The following is a 25,233-nucleotide window of genomic DNA, read 5'->3' as shown; positions in this document are numbered from 1 at the left end:
TCTGGCGTTCTGGATAATACTTTCATCCTGCTTGGTACCAAGCACTTTAACGGTAATGAACGCCTAGGATTGAGGGTAACTGAACGATTCGGCGAGGTGCTACCTACCAGATCTGATAGCTATCGACTGTAGACCCCACGGCGCAATCTCTCTGACATCAAAACCAGGAGATTAAAAAATGAGTGTTCAACTGATAGCAACTGACCAGCATAACTCCGTCCTGAGGACTCAATCGCGGCACTCTTTTGTGAGTTACCTTCCGTTTGGCCTGCATCGAGAAAGTCAAACTGTCCGCTCGCGATTGGCATTCAACGGCCAGTACAAAGAGGCGCCATCGTGCCATTACTTGCTCGGTAGCGGCTACCGCACCTACAACCCTTTACTGATGCGGTTCAATAGCCCGGATAGTATCAGTCCTTTTGGCAAAGGAGGGTTGAACTGCTATGCCTATGGGAAAAGTGACCCGATCAACTATCTCGATCCTACCGGGCATATGCCTGCATGGGGTGCTGCAAGGACGGCAATTCCTATAGATGATCTCCAGCTCAAAAAACTTTGGACAATTCACCACCTCCTAGAGACAGACCCTGACGTAGGAAAGCTATTAGGAACACACATTAATACTCCGCGATTAAAAACGAGACCTGTAGCCATCAATAGACCTTCAAGTTCGGCCATACCAATCCCCGCATCAAAAAAAGCAGCAGAGACCACTCACTCGCGCCTACTCTCAATGGCGACGGATGGTGCAGGCCAGAATCCAGATAAAGCGCGAGCTAAACTTCAAGACGCCTACCTGAAAGCCTCGGCCACGAAGGGTGATGTATCTGAAACTTTCAACTATCTTAAAGCAGCAGAATACGACCAGCAGTTTAAACACTTACTTCAAAATCCCGAATTAGTTGCGGGCTATAAAAATAACTCTCTATTTGAAAACCTGGTCCAACGGATCAGGGCGTAAATATCTTCCCGCCCACTACGTGTATTCCTCGCCCAAGTCGTCTGTGTACAAGTCCACGTCGCCGTGGTTCGCCTTTCCTTTGCGACTAAACCGTAATCTGGGCGCCACACCGATGCAGGTATCGGTCAACACCGTTAGCGCCAACCGGCCAAAGGAATCAGCTCCATGAACCACGACGTCATCATCACCTGTGCCCTCACCGGCGCGGGCGACACCACCGGCAAGAGCCACCTCGTGCCCATCACCCCCAAGCAGATCGCCGCCGCTGCCGTCGAAGCCGCCAAGGCCGGCGCCACCGTGGTCCACTGCCATGTGCGCGACCCGCAGACCGGGCAATTCAGCCGTGACGTAGCGCTGTACCGTGAAGTCATGGAGCGCATCCGCGAGGCGGACATCGACATCATCGTCAATCTCACCGCTGGCATGGGCGGCGACCTGGAGATCGGCGCGGGCGAATCGCCCACCGACTTCGGCCCCGGCACCGATCTGGTCGGCCCGCTGACGCGCCTGGCCCATGTCGAAGAGTTGCTGCCGGACATCTGCACGCTGGATTGCGGCACCCTCAACTTCGGCGACGGCAACACCATTTACGTCTCTACCCCGCAGCAACTGCGTGCAGGCGCCCAGCGCATCACCGAGTTGGGCGTGAAGGCCGAGCTGGAGATTTTCGATACCGGCCACCTGTGGTTCGCCAAGCAGATGATCAAGGAAGGGCTGCTGGTCGACCCGCTGTTCCAGCTGTGCCTAGGCATCCCTTGGGGCGCGCCGGCGGATACCACCACCATGAAGGCCATGGTCGACAACCTGCCCAGCGATGCGGTGTGGTCCGGTTTCGGCATCGGCCGCATGCAGATGCCCATGGCCGCGCAATCGGTGTTGCTGGGCGGCAATGTGCGGGTCGGTCTGGAAGACAACCTGTGGCTCGAAAAAGGCGTGCTCGCGACCAACGGCCAATTGGTCGAGCGCGTGAGTGAAATCCTCACCCGCCTGGGCGCGCGCATCCTTACGCCGGCCGAAGGCCGGGCAAAAATGAACCTCACCCGGCGTTGATGCCTTGACTCAGGCCTCTGCCCTCTTCGCGGCAAGCCTTGCTCCCACAGGCGTACGACTCTGGCAACTCTGCGGGAGCAAAGCTTGCTCGCGAAGCGGCCATCCAGGCCTGCAAAACATCTAAAGGATTTCCCCAGCCGGAATCCGACACACGAGGACCGCACATGACGTACATCACCAACATCAAGACGTTCGCCGCCCTCGGCAGCGGCGTGATCGGCAGCGGCTGGGTCGCCCGCGCCCTCGCCCACGGCCTTGACGTGGTCGCTTGGGACCCTGCCCCCGGCGCCGAAGCCGCCTTGCGCCAACGAATCGCCAATGCCTGGCCAGCACTGGTCAAGCAAGGCCTCAGCGCCAGCGCCTCCCAGGAGCGCCTGCGCTTTGTGGCAACTGTCGAGGAATGCGTGCGCGACGCCGATTTCATCCAGGAAAGCGCCCCCGAGCGCCTCGATCTCAAGCTGCAATTGCACAGCCGGATCAGCGCCGCCGCCAAACCGAACGCCTTGATCGGCTCCAGCACCTCGGGCCTGCTGCCCAGCGAGTTCTACGAGGGCGCGACGCACCCCGAGCGCTGCGTGGTAGGCCATCCGTTCAACCCGGTGTACCTGCTGCCGCTGGTGGAAGTCGTCGGCGGCAAACAGACCGATCCCGAGGCCGTGCAAGCGGCGATCAAGGTCTACCAATCGCTGGGCATGCGACCGCTGCACGTACGCAAGGAAGTCCCCGGATTCATTGCCGATCGTCTGCTCGAAGCCTTGTGGCGCGAGGCCCTGCACCTGGTCAACGACGGTGTTGCCACCACCGGCGAAATCGACGACGCGATCCGCTTCGGCGCCGGCTTGCGCTGGTCGTTCATGGGCACCTTTCTGACCTACACCCTGGCCGGCGGCGATGCCGGCATGCGCCACTTCATGAACCAGTTCGGCCCGGCGCTGCAACTGCCCTGGACCTACCTGCCCGCGCCGGAACTGACCAACAAGCTGATCGATGACGTGGTCGACGGCACCACGGAGCAACTCGGCGAACGCAGCATCAGCGCACTGGAACGCTACCGCGACGACTGCCTGCTGGCAGTACTTGACGCGGTGCGGGTGACCAAGGCCAAGCACGGCATGGCGTTCGCAGAATGATCGGCTGGCGCGGCGCGATCCCGCCAGACTGGGTGGACTACAACGGGCATCTGCGCGATGCCTTTTACCTGCTGATTTTCAGCTATGCAGTGGATGGCTTGATGGACGAGATCGGCCTGGATGCACGGAGCCGTGAGCGTACCGGGTTGACGCTGTTTACCCTGGAGGCGCACATCAATTATCTGCATGAAGTGAAGCTGGGCGCAGCAGTTGAGGCGCGGATCCAGATCATGGCGATGGATCGCAAGCGCTTGCAGCTCTACCTGACACTCCACCCCGAAGGAGAAGCGCAAGTGATGGCGGCGAGTGAGCAGATGTTGTTGCAAGTGAATCTGGAGGGGCCGAAGTCGGCGGCTTTTACGCCGCAAACGAAGGAGGCACTGGAGCGAATAACGGCTGTCCAGCAAGACTGGCCTGCACCGGAATATGCAGGCCGCAAGATCGCGCTTTGACTTGGGTGGCCATGGATGGCCGCTTCGCCGCCAAACACGCAACCTTGCTCGCGCAGGCGTACGGCTCCAGTTCCGTCGATTCTGCGGGAGATTCCATGGTTTTTGGCGAGCTGTACCGGCCCCTTCGCCAGCGAGCTGTGATCCCACAGGTGCAGGACTCAGGGCCGGCTTACACTATCGGAGCAAGGGTGCACGTCGGGCCGCGAAGGGGCCGCTCGTATCAGCACAAATCCGTTAGCCCGGCAGGCACGTCACATCAGACGCATGCCCGATCTGCTTGCCCTTGCTGTCTTCAAGCTTGACCGTGTAATCCTCACCCAGGCTGCTCTCCACCAGGCTGTAATGCCCGCCCGCCTTGAACTGGCCAAAATCCACCTGCGCCGAGCAGTTCTGCTCGTCGTTGTCGCCCACGCCATCGACGATCAAGGTCATGTCCAACCGGTGCTTGCCCGGTGGTACTTCAAAGTAACGCCCGTCGTTCAAGCGCTTGCCGTCCAGGTCGGCGGCCATCAGCACCGCGTCCGGCTCTTCGTGCAGGCCGACCCAGGCATCATTCGGATCGGGCTTGGGCATCGGCCCGGCACAGCCGGCAAGCAGCCCGACCATACCCAGCAGAGGGATCAACACACGCCATTTTGCGTTCATGAGCAGTACCTGTATTCGTAGTCGAGAAAGAGGAAGTCAGTGTTGTTTGCCGACAAGCTTGGGCAGCGCGACCGCTCTAAACAAATGAATCCCCATGAACAAGGCCCTAACGCAATCTTCATACGAGTTAAGGAAGTGTCTGGCGTGTTCCATGGAAGACTGCGCCGATTCAACATTGGGGGGCTTAGCATGCTCGGGCTGGTCAAGACCGCACTTTCCAAGCCATATACGTTTCTCGTGATGGCGATTTTCATCTGCATCGTGGGGCCGCTCGCTGCCGTACGAACACCCACCGATGTGTTCCCTGACATCGGCATTCCAGTGGTCGCGGTGGTCTGGCAATACGCCGGCCTGGCCCCAGACGCCATGGCCGGACGCGTGATCTACACCTACGAACGCTCGCTGAGCACCACGGTCAACGACATCGAGCACATCGAGTCGCAGTCCTTGCCGGGCATGGGAATCGTCAAGATCTTCTTCCAGCCGGGTGTCGATATCCGCACGGCCAACGCTCAAGTGACCGCGGTGTCGCAAACCGTGCTCAAGCAGATGCCGGCCGGTATCACCCCACCATTGATCCTCAACTACAGCGCGTCAACGGTGCCGATCCTGCAGATGGCGTTCTCCAGCCCGACGCTGTCGGAAGCGCGGATTCGTGACCTGGTGCAGAACAGCGTCCGCTTGCCACTGACCTCGGTACCGGGCCTGGCCATGCCGACGCCAATGGGCGGCAAGCAACGCCAGATCACCCTCGACCTCGACCCGCAAGCGCTGGCCGCCAAGGGCCTGTCGGCGCAGGATGTGGCCAACGCCCTGGCGGCGCAGAACCAGATCATCCCGGTGGGCACCGCCAAACTCGGCGGTGACGAATACACCATTCTGCTGAACAACAGCCCTACCGCCATCGACGCCCTCAACGACCTGCCGATCAAGACGGTCGACGGCGCCGAAATCACCCTCGGCCAGGTCGCCCACGTGCGCGACGGCTCGCCGCCGCAAACCAATATCGTGCGCGTCGACGGCCGTCGCGCGGTGCTGATGCCGGCGCTGAAGAACGGCAACATCTCGACCCTGTCAATCGTCGACAGCATTCGCGGCATGCTCCCGCGCATCAACGAAACCCTGCCGCCGGAGCTCAAGACCACGTTGCTGGGCGATGCCTCGGTGTTCGTCAAGGAGTCGGTCGGCAGCGTTGCTCGTGAAGGCATCATCGCCGCTTTGCTGACCAGCGTGATGATCCTGCTGTTCCTCGGCAGCTGGCGTTCGACGCTGATCATCGCCGCTTCGATTCCGCTGGCGGTGATGTCGGCCATCGCCTTGCTGGCGGTGTCCGGGCAGACCCTCAACGTCATGACGCTCGGGGGGCTGGCGCTGGCCGTTGGCATCCTGGTGGATGACGCCACGGTGACCATCGAAAACATCAACTGGCACCTGGAACAAGGCAAGGCGGTCAAGGACGCGATCCTCGATGGCGCCAGGCAGATCGTCGGGCCGGCGTTCGTGTCCTTGCTGTGTATCTGCATCGTGTTCGTGCCGATGTTCATGCTGCAAGGCATCGCCGGTTATCTGTTCCGGCCGATGGCGCTGGCGGTCATCTTCGCCATGGCCAGTTCGTTTTTGCTGTCGCGGACCCTGGTGCCGACCTTGGCGATGTACCTGCTCAAGCCGCACAAGGTCGAGGGCGGTGAGGGGCATCATCCGGAAGATGCCTATATCAATCATCATGAAGGGGATCAGCATGGGGAAACGGGTCAGCAGGACGGGCCTCTTCGCGCTGGAGCAGCTGACACTTCAAGATCCCAAGCGCACGACGCTGGAGCGGTGGACACTTCAAGATCCCAAGCGCACGACGCTGGGGCGGTGGACACTTCAAGATCCCAAGCGCACGACGCTGGAGCGGTGGACACTTCAAGATCCCAAGCGCACGACGCTGGAGCGGTGGACACTGTGGGAGCAAAGCTTGCTCGCGAAAGCGATCTCACTGCCACCTCACACCCTCGCCGCAACGCTGTGGTCAGCGGCCTGATCCGCTTCCAGGCCGGTTTCGAGCGCGGCTTCTCGGCGCTGCGCGATGCCTATCATGGCCTGCTGTTGCTGGCCCTGGGCAACCGCAAGCGCTTCCTGATCGGCTTCCTGGCCTGCATATTGGCCAGCTTCCTGCTGTTGCCGAGCCTGGGTGAAGACTTCTTCCCCAACACCGATGCCGGCGCCATGGCCATGCACGTGCGCCTGCCGTTGGGTACGCGTATCGAAGAAAGCGCGGCGGCCTTCGATCGCATCGAATCGAAGATCCGCGAGGTCGTGCCGCCGGATCAGCTCGACACCGTCATCGACAATATCGGCATCCCACTCAGCGGTATCGACATGGCCTACAGCGCCAGCGGCACGGTCGGCCCGCAGGACGGTGACATCCAGGTGTCGCTCAAGCCAGGCCATGCGCCGACTGCCGACTACGTCAAGCGCCTGCGTGAAGTGCTGCCGCAAAGCTTCCCTGGCACCGGCTTCGCCTTCATGCCCGCAGATATCAGCAGCCAGATCCTCAACTTCGGTGCACCGGCGCCGCTGGACGTGAAAATCTCTGGGCCCAACGACGCCGCCAACCGTGCGTATGCCGCCGAGCTGCAACGCCGCCTGGAGCATGTGTCCGGTATAGCCGACCTGCGCCTGCAGCAATCGCTGGGCTACCCATCGTTGCAGGTCAACGTCGACCGTCAGCGCGCCAACCAGCTAGGCATTACCGAGCGTGACGTGACCACCAGCCTCGGCGCCTCACTGGCCGGCACCTCGCAGACCGCGCCGACTTACTGGCTGAATCCGGCCAACGGCGTGTCGTACTCGGTGGTCGGCGCGACCCCGCAGTACCGCATGGACACCCTGCCGGAGCTCGAGTCCCTGCCGATCACCGGCAGCAATGGCCAGAGCACCGTGCTCGGCGGTATCGCCACCTTGAAGCGGGTCAACAGCGCCGATGTGATCACCCACTACAACGTCACCCCGACGCTGGACATCTACGCCAACGTGCAAGGCCGCGATCTGGGCGGCGTGGCCAAAGACATTCAACAGGCCATCGACGACACCGCCAGCTTGCGGCCCAAAGGCGCGATCATCAGCCTGCACGGGCAGATCGACGCGCTGCATGAAGCCTTCAACGGTTTGAGCGTCGGCCTGCTGGGGGCGGTGGTACTGATCTACTTGCTGATCGTCATCAACTTCCAGTCATGGGTCGACCCGTTCGTGATCATCACCGCCCTGCCGGCGGCGCTGGCCGGGATCGTGTGGATGCTGTTCCTCAGCGGTACCTCGCTGTCGGTGCCGGCACTCACCGGGGCCATCCTGTGCATGGGCGTGGCCACGGCGAACTCGATCCTGGTGGTGAGTTTCTGCCGCGAGCGCCTGGCCGAACACGGCGACGCCCTCAAGGCCGCCATGGAGGCCGGCTACACGCGCTTTCGCCCGGTGTGCATGACTGCGCTGGCGATGATCATCGGCATGTTGCCGCTGGCCATTTCGCAAGAGCAGAACGCACCGCTGGGGCGCGCCGTGATCGGCGGCCTGATCCTCGCCACTACCGCTACTTTGTTGTTCGTGCCCGTGGTGTTCAGCCTGGCGCACCGTCGCTCAACCCCTCGCGCTGTCGTTGGAGAAACCGCTCATGTCATCTAACCCTACCCCTTCGCGCAAACGCTTGATGGTGGCCGGCATCAGCGGCCTGACCCTGGCAGCCGTGCTGGTCGGCGTCGGCCTCTCGGCCCGCAGCCGCGATGCCCACGCCGTGCAGGCCTGGACCGAAAGCCAGGCGATACCGGTGGTCAGCACCTTCGCCCCGAGCGTCAATGCCCAAGGCGACACCCTGAGCCTGCCCGCGCATCTGCAGGCCTGGAACATGGCGCCGATCAACGCCCGGGTGAGCGGCTACCTCAAGGACTGGAAAGCCGACATCGGCACCCAGGTCCAGGCCGGCCAGGTGCTGGCCGATATCGACAGCCCCGAACTCGACCAGCAGATGGCCCAGGCCTATGCGCACCTGCTGCAACAAAAGGCCAGTGCGCAACTGGCCGGCAGCACCGCGCAACGCTGGCAGCATCTGCTCGACACCCATTCGGTGTCGCAACAAGAGGTGGACGAAAAAGTCTCCAGCGCCGCCGTGGCCAAGGCCGATGTGCAAGCCGCCGAGGCCGATTACGCTCGGCTCAAGGACCTTGAAGCGTACAAGACCATTCGTGCGCCATTCACCGGCACCATCACCGCGCGCAACACCGACATCGGCCAGTTGATCAAGGCCGACGACGGCGGGACCACATCCCTGTTCACCATCGCCGACACCCGCCGCCTGCGCCTGTACATTCCGGTGCCGCAGAACTACGCCAGCGCCGTGCACCCCGGCCTGCAAGTGCAGCTGACGGTGCCCGAACACCCCGGCAAGACCTATACCGCCACCCTGCTGGGCGACTCCACTTCGGTGGACCCGCGCTCCGGCACATTGCTGGCGCAATTCGTCGCCGACAACCCGGACGGCGCGCTGATGCCCGGTGACTACGCCGACACCACGGTCAAGGTCGCCGCCGATCTGCACGCAGTCAGTATCCCGTCCAGCGCGCTGATCTTCCGCGCCCAAGGCACCCAGGTGGCGGTGCTGGATGCCAGCAACCATGTGCATATGCGCGACATTCATATCGGTCTGGACCTCGGCGCGCGCTTGGTGATCGACCAAGGCCTGGCGACCAAGGACCGGGTGGTCGACAACCCGCCCGATGCCCTGCGCGAGAACGACCCCGTGAAGCTGGCCGAGACAGGAGTTGCCCATGCGCCCAAGGCTTGATTGCGCACGCTTTGCCGCCCTGCTGTTGGCCCTCGCGCTGCAGGGCTGCTCGCTGGCGCCCACCTACAAGGCGCCGAGCGTGGCGCTGCCCGAGCACTACGGCGAACAGGTCGGCCCCTGGCATGCTGTCGCCGCCGACGATCAACTGCCGACACAGTGGTGGCAGCTGTACCACGATGAGCGCTTGAACAGCCTGCAACAGCAGTTGCTCAAGGCCAACCCGGACCTGGCCGCCGCCGTGGCGCACTTCGATGCCGCCACCGCCTATGCCAGCGGTTTGCATGGCGGGCTGTGGCCGCAGATCGGCGCTTCGGCATCCCCCGTGCGCCAGCGTCAATCGGATAACCGACCGTTGCGCGGTGATACTCAGCCGTCGGTGTACAACAGCAATACGGCTACCGTCAGCCTGAATTTCGACCTCGACCTGTGGGGGCGCATCCGCAACCAGGTCGCCGCCGGTGATGCCCAGGCGCAGGCCAGCGGTGACGACCTGGCCGCCGCGCAATTGAGCCTGCAACAGCAACTGGCCACGCTCTACGTGCAGGCTCGCGGCCTGGATGCCCAAGCCGGGACGCTGAGCCACTCGCTCGACGATTACAGCCAGGCGCTGCAGCTGACCAAGGATCGCTACGAAGGCAAGATCTCCTCCGAGCTGGACCTCACACGTGCCCAGAGCCAACTGGCCGAAGCCCAATCACAGCTGGATGATGTCCGTGCGCAGCGCAATCTCGCCGAGCATGCGATTGCCGAGCTGGTGGGTCAATTGCCGAGCGAGTTCTCCCTGGCGGCCGACCAGCCGCTGATGGCCATACCTGAGTTACCGGCGCAGTTGCCGAGCCGCCTGCTGCAACGTCGCCCGGATGTGGCCGCAGCCGAGCGCCGAGTGTTCGCTGCCAACGCCAATATCGGTGTGGCGCGGGCGGCGTGGTATCCGGATTTCAGCCTCAGCGGGTTGATCGGCGGGCAAACCCAGGGCGTCGGCAATCTGCTCAGCGCCGCCAATCGCTATTGGGCGATCGGTCCGGTGCTGAATCTGCCGCTGTTCGATGGCGGCCGGCGCAGCGCGGCGGATCGCCAGGCAAAAGCCGAGTTTGACGAAGCCGCCGCGCAGTATCACAGCAAGGTGCTGCACGCCGTGCGCGAGGTCGAGGACAACCTCGGCCAGTTGCGTGATTTGCAGCGCGAAGCGGTGGACGAGAAGGCTGCGGTGGATGCCGCTAATGCCTCGGAACAGATTGCGATGAGCAGCTATCAGGCGGGAGCGGCGAGCTATCTGGAAGTGGTGACCGCGCAGACGGCGGCGTTGTTGGCGCAGCGGCAGTTGCAGAGTCTGGAGACGCGGCAGGTCGAGGCCAGCGTGGGGTTGGTGGTGGCATTGGGAGGGGGGTGGCAGGTGCCCAAGGGCTAGCAGGCCCGGTCCTTTCGTCCCTGGTATTGCTGTTGCGAGCGCCGGTGATGCCCGGTATCGTGCCGAGGTCGCTGCACATCAGCGAACGGGTTTGGCGACCCGAAAAAACAATAGTTCCTCAACAACAGGAGCTACATAAATGATCCGTACCAAGCCGCTTGAAATCCGTATTCCCCGCATTTGCTGTTTGGCGCCTAGTGTTTCCCGCCAGGGCGATCTTGCCAACCCTGTGGTGCAGGAGGCTCGCCAATGAATACGCCAGTAACTGTACAAAAAATAGCCAGCGAATCCCTCGATACAATGCGGGCCAGCCACGAGTGTCTGCGGTGGCTGTCAGCTTTGGGTCGGGCTATTCAGGATGATCTATCTACCGGGAAGGGACATGTCGCGAAGGACTTGGCAGCAGTCGTGCAATATCTGGCCGAGGAGCAATGCAGCATCTTGAATGCTGAGATCGGACAGGGGGCCACTAAGCTGAAAGCTATGGCGCTGAGGGCGTAGCGAGCGTTTGCATCGAGTCAGCTTGCAACAGAAAAATCCCCGGTAAAGCCGTGCGCAACACCGGGGTTTTTCGTTAGCGACCAACCATTGCCTGGAAGGTGACCAAACCCCAGGCGCCATCCTGGCCGGGTGCAGTGTGCCGATTCAGCAAGCGTCCCTCGCGTCCAAAAACGACACGCTGTTAGCTATCCCTGCCAAGCCGTCACTCGGGACTTGCCCAGCTGCGCGCCTGCAACCAGAATCCGATCAATCCTCCCTTCTGCCATAAAGGACAAGCGCCATGATGCACGCGGATTTGATTGACCAGGAAGACCTGCTCAGCCACCTCAGGGCGCTGGGTTTCGAAACACCGCCCGGCGCCACTGCCGAACAGGCGTGTCAGTGTGCGGTGAGGGGACTGGATGAAGCGCGGTTCAAGGCGTTGCGCAAGATGGTGGAGGAGATCCTGACCGGCAGCGCAACGATCTTGCCAGCGGTGCGCGAGGCGATCGACAAGCAGTTGCTGCCGGCATTGGCGCAGTTCAAGAAGGCTACGGCCTGAGGCACTGATTTGTCAGGGCCGGCCTCTTCGCGGGCAAGCCTTGCTCCCACAGGTGTTCATCACACCGCCCGTGTGGGAGCAAGGCTTGCCCGCGAAGAGGCCCGAAAGTCGGGCGACGCGTTACAGCCGTACGCTGGCAAACGTCGATTCATTACGCGCCTGACTCAAGGCCGACAACGGCCCGGACAACGGCGCCAACACCATGGACTGCGGAATCGGGATCATCGCCACTTGCTGGGAGTTATTCGACCCTACGCGCTCATCGCGCGGCGGAATGCCGAAGTACTCGCGGTAGCACTTGGAGAAGTGCGGCGTGGAGACAAACCCGCACACCGACGCCACTTCGATGATCGACATCGGCGTCTGCTTGAGCAGTTGCCGCGCACGAATCAACCGCAGCTTGAGGTAGTAGCGTGACGGCGAACAATGCAGGTACTTCTGGAACAACCGCTCCAACTGCCGACGCGACACGGCGACATAAACCGCCAGCTCATCGAGGTCGATAGGCTCCTCGAGGTTGGCTTCCATCAACGCGACGATTTCCTGCAATTTGGGCTGGTTGGTGCCGAGCATGTGCTTGAGGGGCACGCGCTGGTGATCCTGTTCGTTGCGGATGCGCTCATAGACGAACATCTCCGAGATGGCCGCCGATAATTCACGGCCATGATCGCGGCTGATCAGGTGCAGCATCATGTCCAGCGGCGCGGTGCCGCCCGAGCTGGTGAAGCGGTTGCGGTCGAGGGTGAACAGACGCGTGCTCATGGCCACACGCGGGAAGGCTTCCTGCATCGAGGCCAGGCATTCCCAGTGCACGCTGCAATCAAAACCATCGAGCAGGCCGGCGCAGGCCAGCGCCCAGCTGCCGGTGCACACCGCGCCAAGGCGGCGTGACTGGCGGGCCTGGCTCTGCAGCCACGACACATGTTCACGGGTAACGGTGCGCTGGATGCCAACGCCACCGCAGACGATGACGGTGTCGAGTGCCGGCGCCTTGTGCATGGCGGCATCGGGGGTGATCTGCAGGCCATCGCTGGCCCATACCTGGTTACCGTCGACGCTCAGGGTGACCCAACGATACAGCTCGCGACCCGACAGCTGGTTGGCCATGCGCAGGGGCTCGACTGCGGAGGCCAGGGAAATCAGCGTGAAATTATCCAGCAGCAGAAAGCCGATGGATTGAGGCGTGCGGGTCTGGGGTTGGGCCCCTGAAGTAAAAGACGTCATCGCGGTATCTCCTCACGTAGCTATAGGGTGGCCCCAGGCGTGGGCTCTTGTTCTTGCCATCGGTGACGCTGATGGGCATGACGAACACAACGCAAATGCCATGCCGTAAATTGAATGGCTATTCAATAAAACCTGAAAACGACGTCGCAATGCGTCTAGGTCGGTCTTGGGAAGTGGCGCGTGAGGACGGGCAACGCCACGGCGGGTCGCGGTCTCTGAGCACTTCGGTAGCAACGCTGTGCAAGACGCAGGCCCGAAGATGAAAGAAGTGTTCCCGCAAGCACGCTACGCCGGTAGCGAGCATGTGAGGGTCGTTGGCATCACCAGGCCATCAGGGAAGGCGCGCCAAAACGTGGCGCGGCGGGTGCGAAGTGAGCATTAATGTGGCGGCGGGTCAGTCGACAGGCAGGGCCGGCCTCTTTGCCGCCGAACGCGCGACCTTGCTCCCACAGCGTTGGACGGTCTTGGGCCGAACTGTGGGAGCGAGGCTTTCCCGCGAAAGGGCATCCCATGCGATACAGATGTGAATCAACACTCGATCGTATTCACTGCCAATCCACCGCGCGATGTTTCCTTGTATTTGGAGTGCATATCCGCCCCGGTATCGCGCATGGTGCGGATCACCCGATCGAGCGAAATAAAATGCTGGCCATCGCCACGCAAGGCCATCTGCGCGGCGTTGATGGCCTTGACCGCAGCGATCGCGTTGCGCTCGATGCACGGCACCTGCACCAACCCGCCGACCGGGTCGCAGGTCAGTCCGAGGTTGTGTTCCAGGCCGATTTCCGCGGCATTCTCGACCTGCGCCGGGGTGGCGCCCAGAATCTCCGCCAGCCCGGCCGCCGCCATGGCGCAGGCCGAGCCGACCTCGCCCTGGCAGCCGACTTCGGCGCCCGAGATCGAGGCGTTCTTCTTGCACAGAATGCCCACTGCCGCCGCGCCGAGGAAGAAGTCCACCACGTTGGCCTCGCTGACCTCGTCGCTGAACTTCATGTAGTAATGCAGCACCGCTGGAATGATCCCCGCCGCGCCGTTGGTGGGCGCGGTGACCATGCGCCCGCCGGCGGCGTTTTCTTCGTTGACCGCCAGGGCGAACAGGTTGACCCACTCCATGGCGCTCAGGGTCGAGCCGATCACGTTGGGCTTGTTCAGTTCCAGCAGGCTGCGGTGCAGCTTGGCCGCACGCCGACGCACATTCAGGCCGCCCGGCAGGATGCCCTCGTGCAACAGGCCCTGTTCGACGCAAGCCTGCATGGCATGCCAAAGCTTCATCAGCCCGGCGCGGATTTCTGCTTCGTGACGCCAGACCTTCTCGTTGGCCATCATCAATTCGGAAATCCGCAACTGATGCCGCTCGCATAATTCCAACAGCTCAACCGCGCTGTTGAAGTCATAAGGCAGCACGGTGTTGTCGGCATCCAGCACGCCGCTGGCCGCCTGCGCCGCATCCACCACAAAGCCGCCGCCCACTGAATAGTAAGTGTCGCGGTGCAGCTCGCCCTGCTCGCCTTCGGCGATCAGGGTCATGGCGTTGGGGTGGTAGGGCAGGTTTTCGTCCAGCAACAGCATGTCGCGCTGCCACACGAACGGGATCGGCAGCTGGCCGTTGAGCATCAGCGTGTCGGTCTCGCGCAGGCTGGCGATGCGCAGGCTGATGCAGGCAGGGTCGATTGCATCGGGCCACTCGCCCATCAGGCCCATGACCACGGCGTTGTCGCTGCCATGGCCGATACCGGTGGCCGACAGCGAGCCATACAGACGTACTTCGACGCGCCGCACATGGTTGAGCTCGTCGCGCTCACGCAGCCCCTGGACGAACAAGGCAGCGGCCCGCATGGGGCCGACGGTGTGCGAGCTGGAAGGCCCGATACCGATCTTGAACAAGTCGAACACACTGATAGCCATTGCCGCGAACTCCTGAGGCTGAGCCCCGTCAAACTCCGGGTGCCGGGGGGCGGAGCTGCTAGGATGGAGAAGCAATCCGCCGATTGCCTGGCATCATCGGGCTTTTGCGGCGGGGCGCAGCGTCTGCAACCGACAAACGCTTGCCCATCAACGTCAGTGCGCGGCAGAGGCCGTTTTCAGGGGCCCATCCGACACTTTTGCTTGATTTGCGGGGCTCGAAAATCTGTAAGCGACGTCATCGATACTGGATACGACTCGCTCTGTACTGGATACGACGCCCCCTGTAGGCGATTGATTATCGACGGGGGCATGATCAATACAGATTCGATTGTCAGGCACTCGGCCAGAGCGTTTGCAGACCCCAGCGCCGCCCGTCAGCCGCAACACCTACAAGCGACCCTCGCCAGGGGGTCGACGAGAAAACACCTCAGGAGCTCACCCATGAAAGGTTCACCCTCGCTGTTGTTGGCCGCCATGCTGTGTCTACCCGTGATGGCCCACGCCGCAGAGCCTGCGCAATGCGGCACGGTCAATTTCTCGGATGTCGGCTGGACCGACATTACCGTCACCACCGCGGTCACCAGCGCCGTGCTGCAGTCCTTGGGCTACAAGACCAAGACCACCATGATCTCCGTACCCGTGACCTACAAGTCGCTGGCCGATGGCAAGAACATGGACGTGTTCCTGGGTAACTGGATGCCGACCATGGAAAACGACATCAAGCCTTATCGCGATGCCGGCACCGTGGAAACCGTGCGCGCCAACCTGGAGAACGCCAAGTACACCCTGGCCGTGCCTCAGGCGCTGTACGACAAGGGCCTGCATGACTTCGCCGACATCGTCAAATTCAAGAAAGAGCTCGACGGCAAGATCTACGGCATCGAGCCCGGCAACGACGGCAACCGCCTGATCCAGAGCATGATCGATAAAAACGCTTTCGGCCTGAAAGATGCAGGGTTCAAGGTGGTCGAGTCGAGCGAAGCCGGCATGCTCTCGCAGGTCGACCGCGCCGAGCGTCGCAACACCGACGTGGTGTTCCTGGGCTGGGAACCGCACCCGATGAACACCCGCTTCAAGATGAAGTACCTGACCGGTGGCGACGACTACTTCGGCCCGAACTTCGGCCAGGCCACCATCTACACCAACGTGCGCAAGGGTTACACCCAGGAGTGCAGCAACGTTGGGCAACTGCTGAAAAACCTCAGCTTCACGCTGACGATGGAAAGCTCGCTGATGGGCAATGTGCTCGACGACAAGATGAAGCCGGACGTGGCCGCCAAGGCCTGGCTGAAGAACAACCCGCAAGTGCTCGACACCTGGCTTGCCGGCGTGACCACCGTTGATGGCAAACCAGGCCTGGAGGCCGCCAAGGCTCAGCTCACGAAGTAATCGCAACGACCGGGCGGCGCTGGCCGCCCGGCCCTGCTCCGATTCCCCTGCATGCGGACATTCACTATGTTGCTGACAGATCATAAACTCCCACTCGGCGAATACATCGCGGCATTCGTCGACTGGTTGACCCGCCACGGCGCTAGCACCTTCGACGCCATTTCCTCCACCCTCGAAGGCATGATCCACGGCCTCACTTTTGGCCTCACGTGGTTCAACCCGCTGGTCCTCACGGCATTGATCGCGGCACTGGCGCATTTCATCCAGCGCAAATGGGGCCTGACCGTTTTCGTCGTCGCCTCATTCCTGCTCATTCTCAACCTGGGCTACTGGCAAGAGACCATGGAGACCCTGTCTCAGGTGGTATTCGCCACGCTCGTGTGCGTCATCATCGGCGTGCCGCTGGGCATCATCGCCGCGCACAAACCGATGTTCTATACCGTGATGCGGCCGGTGCTCGATCTGATGCAGACCGTACCGACCTTCGTGTACCTGATCCCTACCCTGACGCTGTTCGGCCTGGGCGTCGTGCCGGGGCTGATTTCAACGGTGGTGTTCGCCATCGCCGCACCGATCCGCCTGACCTATCTGGGCATCCTCGACGTGCCCCATGAACTGCTCGACGCCGGCAAGGCCTTCGGCTGCTCGCGCCGCCAGTTGCTGTCGCGTATCGAACTGCCCCACGCCATGCCCAGCATCGCGGCAGGCATCACTCAATGCATCATGCTGTCGCTGTCGATGGTGGTGGTCGCCGCCCTCGTCGGTGCCGACGGCCTGGGCAAACCCGTGGTCAACGCTCTGAACACCGCTGATATCGCCCTGGGCTTCGAAGCCGGGCTGGCGATCGTATTACTGGCGATCATGCTCGACCGTATCTGCAAGCAACCTGACGCCAAGGTGAGGGCCGACCAATGAGCATCATCAAATTCGACAACGTAGACGTCATCTTCTCCAAGGACCCGCGTGAAGCCCTGAAGCTGCTCGATCAAGGCATGACCCGCGACCAGATCCTGAAGAAGATCGGCCAGATCGTCGGCGTCGAAAAGGCCAGCCTCGAAGTCGAAAAAGGCGAAATCTGCGTGCTGATGGGGCTGTCCGGCTCGGGCAAGTCGAGCCTGCTGCGTTGCATCAACGGCCTCAATACCGTGAGCCGCGGCTCGCTGTTCGTCGAGCACGAAGGCTCGCAGATCAACATCGCCAACTGCACCCCGGCCGAACTCAAGCTGATGCGCACCAAGCGTATCGCCATGGTGTTCCAGAAATTCGCCCTGATGCCGTGGCTGACGGTGCGCGAGAACATCAGCTTCGGCCTCGAGATGCAGGGTCGCCCGGAGAAGGAACGCAACAAGCTGGTCGACGAAAAACTCGAACTCGTAGGCCTTGGGCAGTGGCGCAACAAGAAGCCCGACGAGCTGTCCGGCGGCATGCAGCAGCGTGTCGGCCTGGCCCGGGCGCTGGCCATGGATGCCGATATCTTGCTGATGGATGAACCCTTCTCGGCCCTCGATCCGCTGATCCGCCAAGGCCTGCAGGACGAACTGCTGGCGCTGCAGAGCAAACTGCAGAAGACCATTGTGTTCGTCAGCCACGACCTCGACGAAGCCCTCAAACTGGGTTCGCGTATCGCCATCATGAAAGACGGGCGCATCGTGCAGTACAGCGTGCCGGAAGAGATCGTGCTCAACCCGGCCGACGAATACGTGCGCACCTTCGTCGCTCACACCAACCCGCTCAATGTGCTGTGCGGGCGCAGCCTGATGCGCACGCTGGACCAGTGCAACCGCATCAACGGCGCCAAGGTGTGCCTCGATCCGGGCAGCGATTCGTGGATCAACCTGGGCAGCGACAACAGCTTCGCAGGCATCAGCCAGGGCGGCGCGACAATGGATTCGCAGAACTGGGCCAGCGGCCAGGGCTTCGATGGCCTGGACCGCCGCCCTACCGTGGTCAGCGCCGACATCAGCATGCGCGATGCCCTGCAGATCCGCTACCAGACTGGCCACAAGCTGGTGCTGCAGGACAACAACCAAGTGGTGGGGATTCTGGGCGACAGCGAGTTGTATCACGCGTTGCTGGGCAAGAATCACGGCTGAGTCTTGCATTGGTCACACCGGCCCTTTCGCAGGCAAGCCTCGCTCCCACAGGTGTATGACTCGCTTCTGTGGGACTAAGGCTTGCCCGCGAAGGGAGCGACGCGAATCTCATCTTCATACTCTGGCAATTTCAGATTCACGCCACACAGACCAGCCCGGCGGCGGGGTGATATAAAGCACCTCGATTTTGCGCCCGATTTTTTATTGATTGAACGTTCAATCTAAATAAAATACACTGGTCTTGGTTTCGACGGACGTATCACGTCCGCGGCAGGGCCCAAGGCTTAAGGAGAGTTACAGATGCCAAAGGTCGGTATGCAGCCCATACGCCGCCAGCAATTGATCGAAGCCACGCTTCAGGCCGTCGATCAGGTCGGCATGGCCGATGCCAGCATTGCGTTGATCGCCCGCTTGGCGGGGGTCTCGAACGGGATCATCAGTCACTACTTTCAGGACAAGAACGGCCTGATCGCAGCGACCATGCGGTACCTGATGAACGCGCTCATCGAAAACGTCGCCGCCCGCCGCCAAGCGCTGGTCGACGACTCGCCCAGGGCGCACCTGCAACTGATCATCGAAGGCAACTTCGACGCCAGTCAGGTCAACGGCCCGGCAATGAAAACCTGGCTGGCCTTCTGGGCCGCCAGCATGCATCAACCGTCATTGCACAGGTTGCAGCGGATCAACGACCACCGCCTGTATTCCAACCTGTGCTGCCAGTTCCGCCGCGTGCTCGTGCTTGAAGACGCACGCAGCGCCGCCCGCGGACTGGCCGCTTTGATCGACGGTCTGTGGTTGCGCGGCGCGCTGTCGGGGGATGCCTTCGACACCGAGCAGGCGCAGCAGATCGCCTTCGAATACATGGATACGCAATTGGCGAAACAGGTGGGCACGGGCGCATGACGACCCTGCCTCCTGGACCTCCCGGCAGCCAGGCTGCCGGAATGGGCCGCGGCCCAGGGGGATAGCGCCACTCACTCAGCTTTAGCGAGGATTTTATGGCCCGTTTCGAACTGCAAAAACTCTACATCGATGGTGGTTACGTCGACGCCAGCGGCAGCGCCACTTTCGACGCCATCAACCCGGCCACCGGGGAAGTCCTCGCCAAGGTCCAGCGCGCGACCGAAGCGGACGTCGAACGCGCCGTGGTCAGCGCCGAGAAAGGCCAGAAGGTCTGGGCCGCCATGACCGCCATGGAGCGTTCGCGCATCCTGCGTCGCGCCGTCGATATCCTTCGTGAACGCAACGACGAACTCGCCCAGCTCGAAACCCTCGATACCGGCAAGGCCTACTCCGAAACCCGTTATGTCGACATCGTCACCGGTGCCGACGTGCTGGAGTATTACGCCGGCCTGGTGCCTGCCATCGAAGGCGAGCAGATCCCGCTGCGCGACAGCTCGTTCGTCTATACCCGCCGCGAGCCGCTGGGCGTGACCGTCGGCATCGGCGCCTGGAACTACCCGATCCAGATCGCCCTGTGGAAATCCGCACCCGCTCTGGCCGCCGGCAACGCGATGATCTTCAAGCCCAGCGAAGTCACCTCGCTGACCACCCTCAAGCTGGCGGAAATCTACACCGCCGCCGGCCTGCCCGATGGCGTGTTCAACGTGCTGACCGGCAGCGGCCGCGAAGTCGGCAGCTGGCTGACCGAGCACCCGCGCATCGAGAAGATCTCCTTCACCGGCGGCACCGACACCGGCAAGAAAGTCATGGCCAGCGCCTCGAGCAGTTCGCTCAAGGAAGTGACCATGGAGCTGGGCGGCAAGAGCCCGCTGATCATTTTCGACGACGCCGACCTCGACCGCGCCGCCGACATCGCCATGATGGCCAACTTCTACAGCTCGGGTCAGGTGTGCACCAACGGTACTCGCGTGTTCGTGCCCAAGGCGTTGCAAGGCGCCTTCGAAGCCAAGATTGCCGAGCGCGTGAAGCGTATTCGCATTGGTGACCCACAGGATGAGAACACCAACTTCGGCCCGCTGGTCAGCTTCGCCCACATGGAAAGCGTGCTCGGCTACATCGCCAAGGGCAAGGAACAAGGCGCACGGCTGCTGTGCGGCGGCGATCGCCTGACTGACGACGCCTTCGCTGAGGGGGCCTATGTGGCGCCCACGGTGTTCACCGATTGCACCGACGAGATGACCATCGTGCGCGAAGAAATCTTCGGCCCGGTGATGAGCATCCTCACCTATGAAAGTGAGGAAGAAGTGATCCGCCGCGCCAACGACACCGAGTTCGGTCTGGCCGCCGGCCTGGTGACCAAGGACCTGAACCGCGCGCACCGCGTGATTCATCAGCTCGAAGCCGGTATCTGCTGGATCAACGCCTGGGGCGAATCCGACGCGAAGATGCCGGTGGGCGGCTACAAGCAGTCCGGCGTGGGCCGCGAGAACGGCATCAGCTCGTTGGCGCAGTACACCCGCATCAAGTCCGTGCAGGTCGAGCTGGGCGATTACGCGTCGGTGTTCTGAACACCGTAGCTTGCCGATAGAGGTGCGGTGACCGGGCTGGCCTCTTCGCAGGCAAGCCTCGCTCCTGTGGGAGCGAAGCTTGCTCGCGAAGAGGCCCCTGAGAGCACCGCGCTTAAACCTGACTCACCAAGAGGGAACATCCCATGTCCCAAGAATTCGATTACATCATCATTGGCGCCGGCTCGGCCGGTAACACCCTGGCCGCGCGCCTGACCGAAGACGCCGGCGTCACCGTGCTGCTGCTTGAAGCCGGCGGCCCTGACTACCGCCTCGACTTCCGCACCCAGATGCCCGCCGCCCTCGCCTTCCCACTGCAGGGCCGTCGCTACAACTGGGCCTACGAGACCGACCCCGAGCCGCACATGGACAACCGTCGCATGGAATGCGGGCGCGGCAAGGGCCTGGGCGGTTCCTCCTTGATCAACGGCATGTGCTATATCCGCGGCAACGCCATGGACTACGACGGCTGGGCGAAACTGCCAGGCCTCGAAGACTGGTCGTACCTGGACTGCCTGCCCTACTTCAAGAAAGCCGAAACCCGCGACATCGGCCCCAATGATTACCACGGCGGCGACGGCCCGGTCAGCGTGACCACCCCCAAGGCCGGCAACAATCCGTTGTTCCACGCCATGGTCGAGGCCGGCGTGCAAGCCGGTTATCCGCGCACCGAAGACCTCAACGGCTACCAGCAGGAAGGCTTCGGCCCGATGGACCGCACGGTGACGCCCAACGGCCGTCGCGCCAGCACCGCGCGCGGTTACCTGGACATTGCCAAGCAGCGTTCGACCCTGACCATCGTCACCCACGCCCTGACCGATCGGATTCTGTTCGACGGCAAGCGCGCCGTGGGCGTGACCTATCTGGAAGGCGACAGCGACAAGCGCATCGAAGCCCGCGCCCGCAAGGAAGTGCTGCTGTGCAGCGGCGCCATCGCCTCGCCACAGGTGCTCCAGCGCTCCGGCGTCGGCCCGGCCGCACTGCTCGAAGCGTTGGATATTCCCGTGGTGCACGACCTGCCTGGCGTCGGCCAGAACCTGCAGGATCACCTGGAGATGTATCTGCAATACGCCTGCACCCAACCGGTGTCGCTGTATCCCTCGTTGCTGCTGCATAACCAGCCGGCCATCGGCGCCGAGTGGATGTTCAACGGCACCGGCATCGGCGCCAGCAACCAGTTCGAGGCCGGCGGTTTCATCCGTTCGCGGCCGGAGTTCGAATGGCCGAACATCCAGTATCACTTCCTTCCGGTGGCGATCAATTACAACGGCAGCAATGGCGTCAAGGAGCATGGTTTCCAGGCTCACGTCGGTTCGATGCGCTCGCCGAGCCGCGGCCGGGTGCAGCTGAAGTCGAAGAATCCGCGGGACTATCCGAGCATTCTTTTCAACTACATGGCCACCGAGCAGGACTGGCAGGAATTCCGTGACGGCATCCGCCTGACCCGCGAAATCATGCAGCAGCCCGCGCTGGACGCTTACCGCGGCCGCGAGATCAGCCCTGGCGTGGAAGTGCAGTCGGATGAGCAACTGAATCAGTTCATTCGCGAGCATGCCGAGACCGCGTTCCACCCGTCGTGCTCGTGCAAGATGGGCACCGACGAGATGGCGGTGGTCGACCATCAAGGCCGCGTGCACGGGATGCAGGGTCTGCGCGTGGTCGATGCGTCGATCATGCCGATCATCACCACCGGCAACCTGAATGCCCCGACCATCATGATCGCCGAGAAGATCGCCGACATGATTCGCGGACGCGCGCCACTGCCCCGCAGTACGGCTGACTACTATGTGGCCGGGGATGCCCCGGTGCGCGGCAAGCCACTGCGCGATGTGGCGGTGATTACTCAGGCTTCTGCCTGACAATCATGGGGGGCCGTGGCTGGCCCCGTTCGCGAGCAAGCTTTGCTCCCACTAGTGCTCGACTCCGGTGAGTACAACACGGTGGGAGCATAGCTTGCTCGCGAAGAGGCCCTGACTGACACACTGCCGCTATCACTGGCAGGCCCAGCGCTACAGGGTGTTATGTGCGATCCGGCTGGCCCAACAGATAGAGCACGCCATCCAGGCCCAAGGTCGAGATCGCCTGCTGGGCCGACTGGCGTACCAGCGGTTTGGCCCGGAACGCCACGCCCAGGCCCGCCAGCGCCAGCATCGGCAGGTCGTTGGCGCCGTCGCCCACGGCCACTGTCTGCTCCAGCGTCAGACCTTCCTTCGCCGCCAATTCCTGCAGCAAATCGGCCTTGCGCTGTGCATCGACGATCGGCTCCACCGCGACACCGGTGCATTGCCCGTCGACCACTTCGAGCTCGTTGGCGAACACGTAATCAATCCCCAGCTTCGCCTGCAACTGCTTGGCGAAGTAGGTAAACCCGCCCGACAGAATCGCGGTCTTGTAGCCCAGGCGCTTGAGTTCGGCGAACAGCAGCTCGGTGCCTTCGGTCAGGCGTAGCTGCGCGCCGATGGCATCCAGCACACCGATATCGAGACCTTTGAGCAGCGCCAGGCGCTCGCGAAAGCTGGCCTTGAAATCCAGCTCGCCGCGCATCGCTCGCTCGGTGATCTCAGAGACGCGATCGCCAATGCCGTGAGCCTTGGCCAGTTCATCGATGACCTCGGCCTCGATCAGCGTCGAGTCCATGTCGAACACGGCCAGGCGCCGGTGGCAGCGATAGGGTGAGTCTTGCTGCAGGGCGATATCGACGCTCAGCTCATCGGCCAGCGCCAGGAACGCCGCGCGCAGGGCCGGCGCATCGGCCAGCTCGCCATGCAGGGTCAACTCGACACAGGCTTTGCTGGTCGCCGAAGCCTGCAACAGGGGCGCCGAAAGCGTTTTGGTGCTCTCCAGCCGCAAGCCCGCCTGCTGAGCCAACTCGACCACACGAGCGATGACCGCCGATGGCAATTGGCGGCCCATCAGGGTAATGATCTGTTGCTTTTCGCTCAAGGCGCACCCCCAGAGAGTAAAAAAATCGCATTCTACCTACTTTCAGTGACCATCGGGTGCAGGCAGCGCTTTGCCACCCATGGGTCGCTCGTTATACTGCGCAACAACTTCTCAGCCAAAAGAGCCGCGCTCAGTGAACCGGCCCACGCCAGTCAAAAACGATAATTTCTTCCTGCTGATCTTTCGGGCCCTGCGTCACCGCCGCGCACCGATCGCCCTGCGCATCGCCAGCCATAACGTTTTCCTGGTCGCCGTGGCCTTGATTATCTATGCCTGCGTGATGGGGTTGCAGTTCAAGCAGGCCATGCACGAGCAAGCCGACGCGCTGGGCAACAGTCTGGTACAGCAGACGGCTGTCTCGGCCACCGAGTTGCTGGTGTCCAACGACATCCTCAGCCTCAACGTGCTGCTCAGCACCTTGGCGAAAAACCCGCTGGTAGCCCACGCGGCCATCTTCAGCGCCGATAACCGCCTGGTGGCGGAATCCGGGCAACGGCCGAAAAGCGGGTTGCTGGACGCCTCGGGCGGCCAGTACGAGACCAAGATCACCTTCCAGAACGTCAACGAAGGCACCTTGCGTGTCAGCCTCGACATGTCGCAGTTCATGCAGCCAATGCTGATCAGCCTGCAGAGCATGGGCATCCTGGCCGGTATCCTGCTGGCCCTGGCCCTGGCGTTCAGTCTGCGCCTGGGGCGCAATCTGTCGACGCCGCTGCTGCAACTGCGCGTGTGGCTGCGCCATATCGACGAACACACCCCGGCCATTACCCGCCAGGACGAGATCGGCGACCTCGCCCGGCAATTGCACGCGCAGTACGCCCCGGAGCCGGCCGAGCCTGAATACGTAGAAGAAATCTACGAAGAAGATGAAGACGAAGAGCCGCAGGACGCCTATCAATTGCGCAACCTGCGCGATCCGCGCTTCGACGAAATGGCCGCCGTGCCCGCTGCCGGCAAGGCCGCACCGCGGCGCATCAGCGCGGTGGAAGACGACGAGGACGATGACGCCTTCGCCGATCTGCACGAGCCGAATTTCAACGAGACGAGCCATGCCCCGCTGCCGGCGATAAAGACCGTGCAGGCACCCGCGGCGCCCTCGCAGCCCTCCCACAGTGCGGTACTGGCGGTGCAACTGGGCTCGCAAGAGCAGCTGCGCCGCCTGCCGCGCACGCGCTTGCTGGAGTTGCTGGACCGTTATCGCGACTGCCTGGATCAGGCTGCATCGCTGTATCAGGCCGAGCTACACACGTTGAGCGATGGCAGCTCGTTGCTGCTGTTCCATAGCGATGACAGCGGCGAAGATTACCTGACCAATGCCATCTGTTGCGGCGAGCTGCTGCGTGCCCTGGGGCATCAGTTGCAGATCGAAGTGGCGGACAGCGGCATCACCCTGCAACTGCAGCTGGGCCTGGTGCTGGGTGAAGGCTTGTTCGGGATCAGCCAGATCGACCTGCTGCTGACCGACACCGCTCAGGATGCCCTGGCGTTGTCCCAGCACAGTCGCAATCTGCTGCTGGTGGAGCGCAGCATCAACGACAACGCGTTGATCAAGCAGCGCGCGCGGATCCGCCCGATCGCCAGCCCCGAAGGTGCGTCGTGCGTGGAGCGGTTGCTGGAGCCTTATCCATCGATGCTGGAACGTCAGTTGGCGCGCATGAGTGATCGCAGGGTCAAAGGCTAAGATCAAAAGCTTCGCGGGCAAGC

At 62.4% G+C, this 25,233-nt stretch carries 18 protein-coding genes and 3 pseudogenes; 17 read left to right on the top strand and 4 right to left on the bottom strand.

Annotation, left to right across the window (positions count from 1 at the left end; genetic code table 11):
• Positions 1–178: 178 nt before the first annotated feature.
• From REH34_RS18390 to REH34_RS18375, 4 genes are all read left to right on the top strand, one after another.
• Positions 179–961 (top strand): RHS repeat-associated core domain-containing protein, encoded by a 783-nt coding sequence (locus tag REH34_RS18390; protein ID WP_311968709.1) that lies wholly within the window; start codon positions 179–181, stop codon positions 959–961.
• Positions 962–1,126: 165 nt separating this feature from the next.
• Positions 1,127–2,011 carry a 3-keto-5-aminohexanoate cleavage protein gene (locus REH34_RS18385; protein ID WP_311968708.1) on the top strand — a complete coding sequence of 295 codons (885 nt, stop codon included), beginning with the start codon at positions 1,127–1,129 and terminating at the stop codon, positions 2,009–2,011.
• Positions 2,012–2,175: 164 nt separating this feature from the next.
• Positions 2,176–3,141, top strand: coding sequence for an L-carnitine dehydrogenase (locus REH34_RS18380; RefSeq protein WP_226504288.1), 966 nt, complete (start codon positions 2,176–2,178; stop codon positions 3,139–3,141).
• On the top strand, positions 3,138–3,593 hold the full coding sequence (locus tag REH34_RS18375; protein ID WP_311968707.1) for a thioesterase family protein: 456 nt from the start codon (positions 3,138–3,140) through the stop codon (positions 3,591–3,593). The genes REH34_RS18380 and REH34_RS18375 overlap by 4 nt, the downstream gene beginning before the upstream one ends.
• Positions 3,594–3,827: 234 nt before the next feature.
• On the opposite strand, the gene REH34_RS18370 is transcribed toward REH34_RS18375, so the two are convergent.
• Positions 3,828–4,238, bottom strand: coding sequence for a hypothetical protein (locus tag REH34_RS18370; protein WP_311968706.1), 411 nt, complete (start codon positions 4,236–4,238; stop codon positions 3,828–3,830).
• Positions 4,239–4,427: 189 nt separating this feature from the next.
• Here REH34_RS18370 and REH34_RS18365 point away from each other — a divergent pair.
• From REH34_RS18365 to REH34_RS18340, 6 genes and pseudogenes are all read left to right on the top strand, one after another.
• Positions 4,428–5,978: pseudogene (locus tag REH34_RS18365) on the top strand (efflux RND transporter permease subunit); the annotation flags it as partial.
• A 255-nt stretch (positions 5,979–6,233) separates the two neighbouring features.
• A pseudogene (locus tag REH34_RS18360) lies at positions 6,234–7,901 on the top strand (efflux RND transporter permease subunit); the annotation flags it as partial.
• Entirely contained in the window at positions 7,891–9,057 is a 1,167-nt protein-coding gene (locus REH34_RS18355; protein ID WP_311968705.1) for an efflux RND transporter periplasmic adaptor subunit, read from the top strand. The pseudogene REH34_RS18360 and the gene REH34_RS18355, both read left to right, overlap by 11 nt.
• Positions 9,041–10,465 carry an efflux transporter outer membrane subunit gene (locus tag REH34_RS18350; RefSeq protein WP_311968704.1) on the top strand — a complete coding sequence of 475 codons (1,425 nt, stop codon included), beginning with the start codon at positions 9,041–9,043 and terminating at the stop codon, positions 10,463–10,465. The genes REH34_RS18355 and REH34_RS18350 overlap by 17 nt, the downstream gene beginning before the upstream one ends.
• Positions 10,466–10,714: 249 nt before the next feature.
• The gene (locus REH34_RS18345; RefSeq protein ID WP_311968703.1) at positions 10,715–10,966 is read left to right on the top strand and encodes a hypothetical protein; all 252 of its coding nucleotides are present in this window, start codon (positions 10,715–10,717) and stop codon (positions 10,964–10,966) included.
• A 280-nt stretch (positions 10,967–11,246) separates the two neighbouring features.
• Complete coding sequence (locus REH34_RS18340; protein ID WP_226504283.1) at positions 11,247–11,507, top strand: hypothetical protein; 261 nt, start codon at positions 11,247–11,249, stop codon at positions 11,505–11,507.
• Between the two features lie 120 nt (positions 11,508–11,627).
• Here the strand turns inward: REH34_RS18340 and REH34_RS18335 are convergent, their stop codons facing one another.
• Complete coding sequence (locus REH34_RS18335) at positions 11,628–12,731, bottom strand: GlxA family transcriptional regulator (RefSeq protein ID WP_311968702.1); 1,104 nt, start codon at positions 12,729–12,731, stop codon at positions 11,628–11,630.
• Between the two features lie 528 nt (positions 12,732–13,259).
• Positions 13,260–14,636: an L-serine ammonia-lyase gene (locus tag REH34_RS18330; RefSeq protein ID WP_311968701.1), complete on the bottom strand. Its 1,377-nt coding sequence runs from the start codon at positions 14,634–14,636 to the stop codon at positions 13,260–13,262.
• Positions 14,637–15,077: 441 nt separating this feature from the next.
• Between REH34_RS18330 and REH34_RS18325 the strand changes: the two genes are divergently transcribed.
• The 6 genes from REH34_RS18325 (at position 15,078) to betA (ending at position 22,445) form a co-directional block, all read left to right on the top strand.
• Complete coding sequence (locus REH34_RS18325) at positions 15,078–16,025, top strand: choline ABC transporter substrate-binding protein (RefSeq protein ID WP_226504280.1); 948 nt, start codon at positions 15,078–15,080, stop codon at positions 16,023–16,025.
• A gap of 66 nt (positions 16,026–16,091) precedes the next feature.
• Complete coding sequence (gene choW / locus REH34_RS18320) at positions 16,092–16,940, top strand: choline ABC transporter permease subunit (RefSeq protein WP_226504279.1); 849 nt, start codon at positions 16,092–16,094, stop codon at positions 16,938–16,940.
• Positions 16,937–18,118, top strand: a complete 1,182-nt coding sequence (gene choV / locus REH34_RS18315; RefSeq protein WP_226504278.1) for a choline ABC transporter ATP-binding protein — start codon at positions 16,937–16,939, stop codon at positions 18,116–18,118. The genes choW and choV overlap by 4 nt, the downstream gene beginning before the upstream one ends.
• A 300-nt stretch (positions 18,119–18,418) precedes the next feature.
• Complete coding sequence (gene betI, locus REH34_RS18310; RefSeq protein ID WP_226504277.1) at positions 18,419–19,021, top strand: transcriptional regulator BetI; 603 nt, start codon at positions 18,419–18,421, stop codon at positions 19,019–19,021.
• Positions 19,022–19,116: 95 nt separating this feature from the next.
• Positions 19,117–20,589, top strand: a complete 1,473-nt coding sequence (gene betB, locus REH34_RS18305) for a betaine-aldehyde dehydrogenase (protein ID WP_311968700.1) — start codon at positions 19,117–19,119, stop codon at positions 20,587–20,589.
• 143 nt (positions 20,590–20,732) lie between these two features.
• On the top strand, positions 20,733–22,445 hold the full coding sequence (gene betA / locus REH34_RS18300; protein ID WP_311968699.1) for a choline dehydrogenase: 1,713 nt from the start codon (positions 20,733–20,735) through the stop codon (positions 22,443–22,445).
• Positions 22,446–22,605: 160 nt separating this feature from the next.
• Here the strand turns inward: betA and serB are convergent.
• Positions 22,606–23,349 (bottom strand): annotated as a pseudogene (gene serB, locus REH34_RS18295) (phosphoserine phosphatase SerB); the annotation flags it as partial.
• 313 nt (positions 23,350–23,662) lie between these two features.
• Between serB and REH34_RS18290 the strand changes: the two are divergent.
• Complete coding sequence (locus REH34_RS18290; RefSeq protein ID WP_311968698.1) at positions 23,663–25,210, top strand: AhpA/YtjB family protein; 1,548 nt, start codon at positions 23,663–23,665, stop codon at positions 25,208–25,210.
• Positions 25,211–25,233: the final 23 nt, after the last annotated feature.

The sequence above is a fragment of the Pseudomonas baltica genome (assembly GCF_031880315.1).
GTDB lineage: Bacteria > Pseudomonadota > Gammaproteobacteria > Pseudomonadales > Pseudomonadaceae > Aquipseudomonas.
Note: the sequence above shows the minus strand (reverse complement) of the source record. Positions and strands in the feature narration are given on the sequence as shown.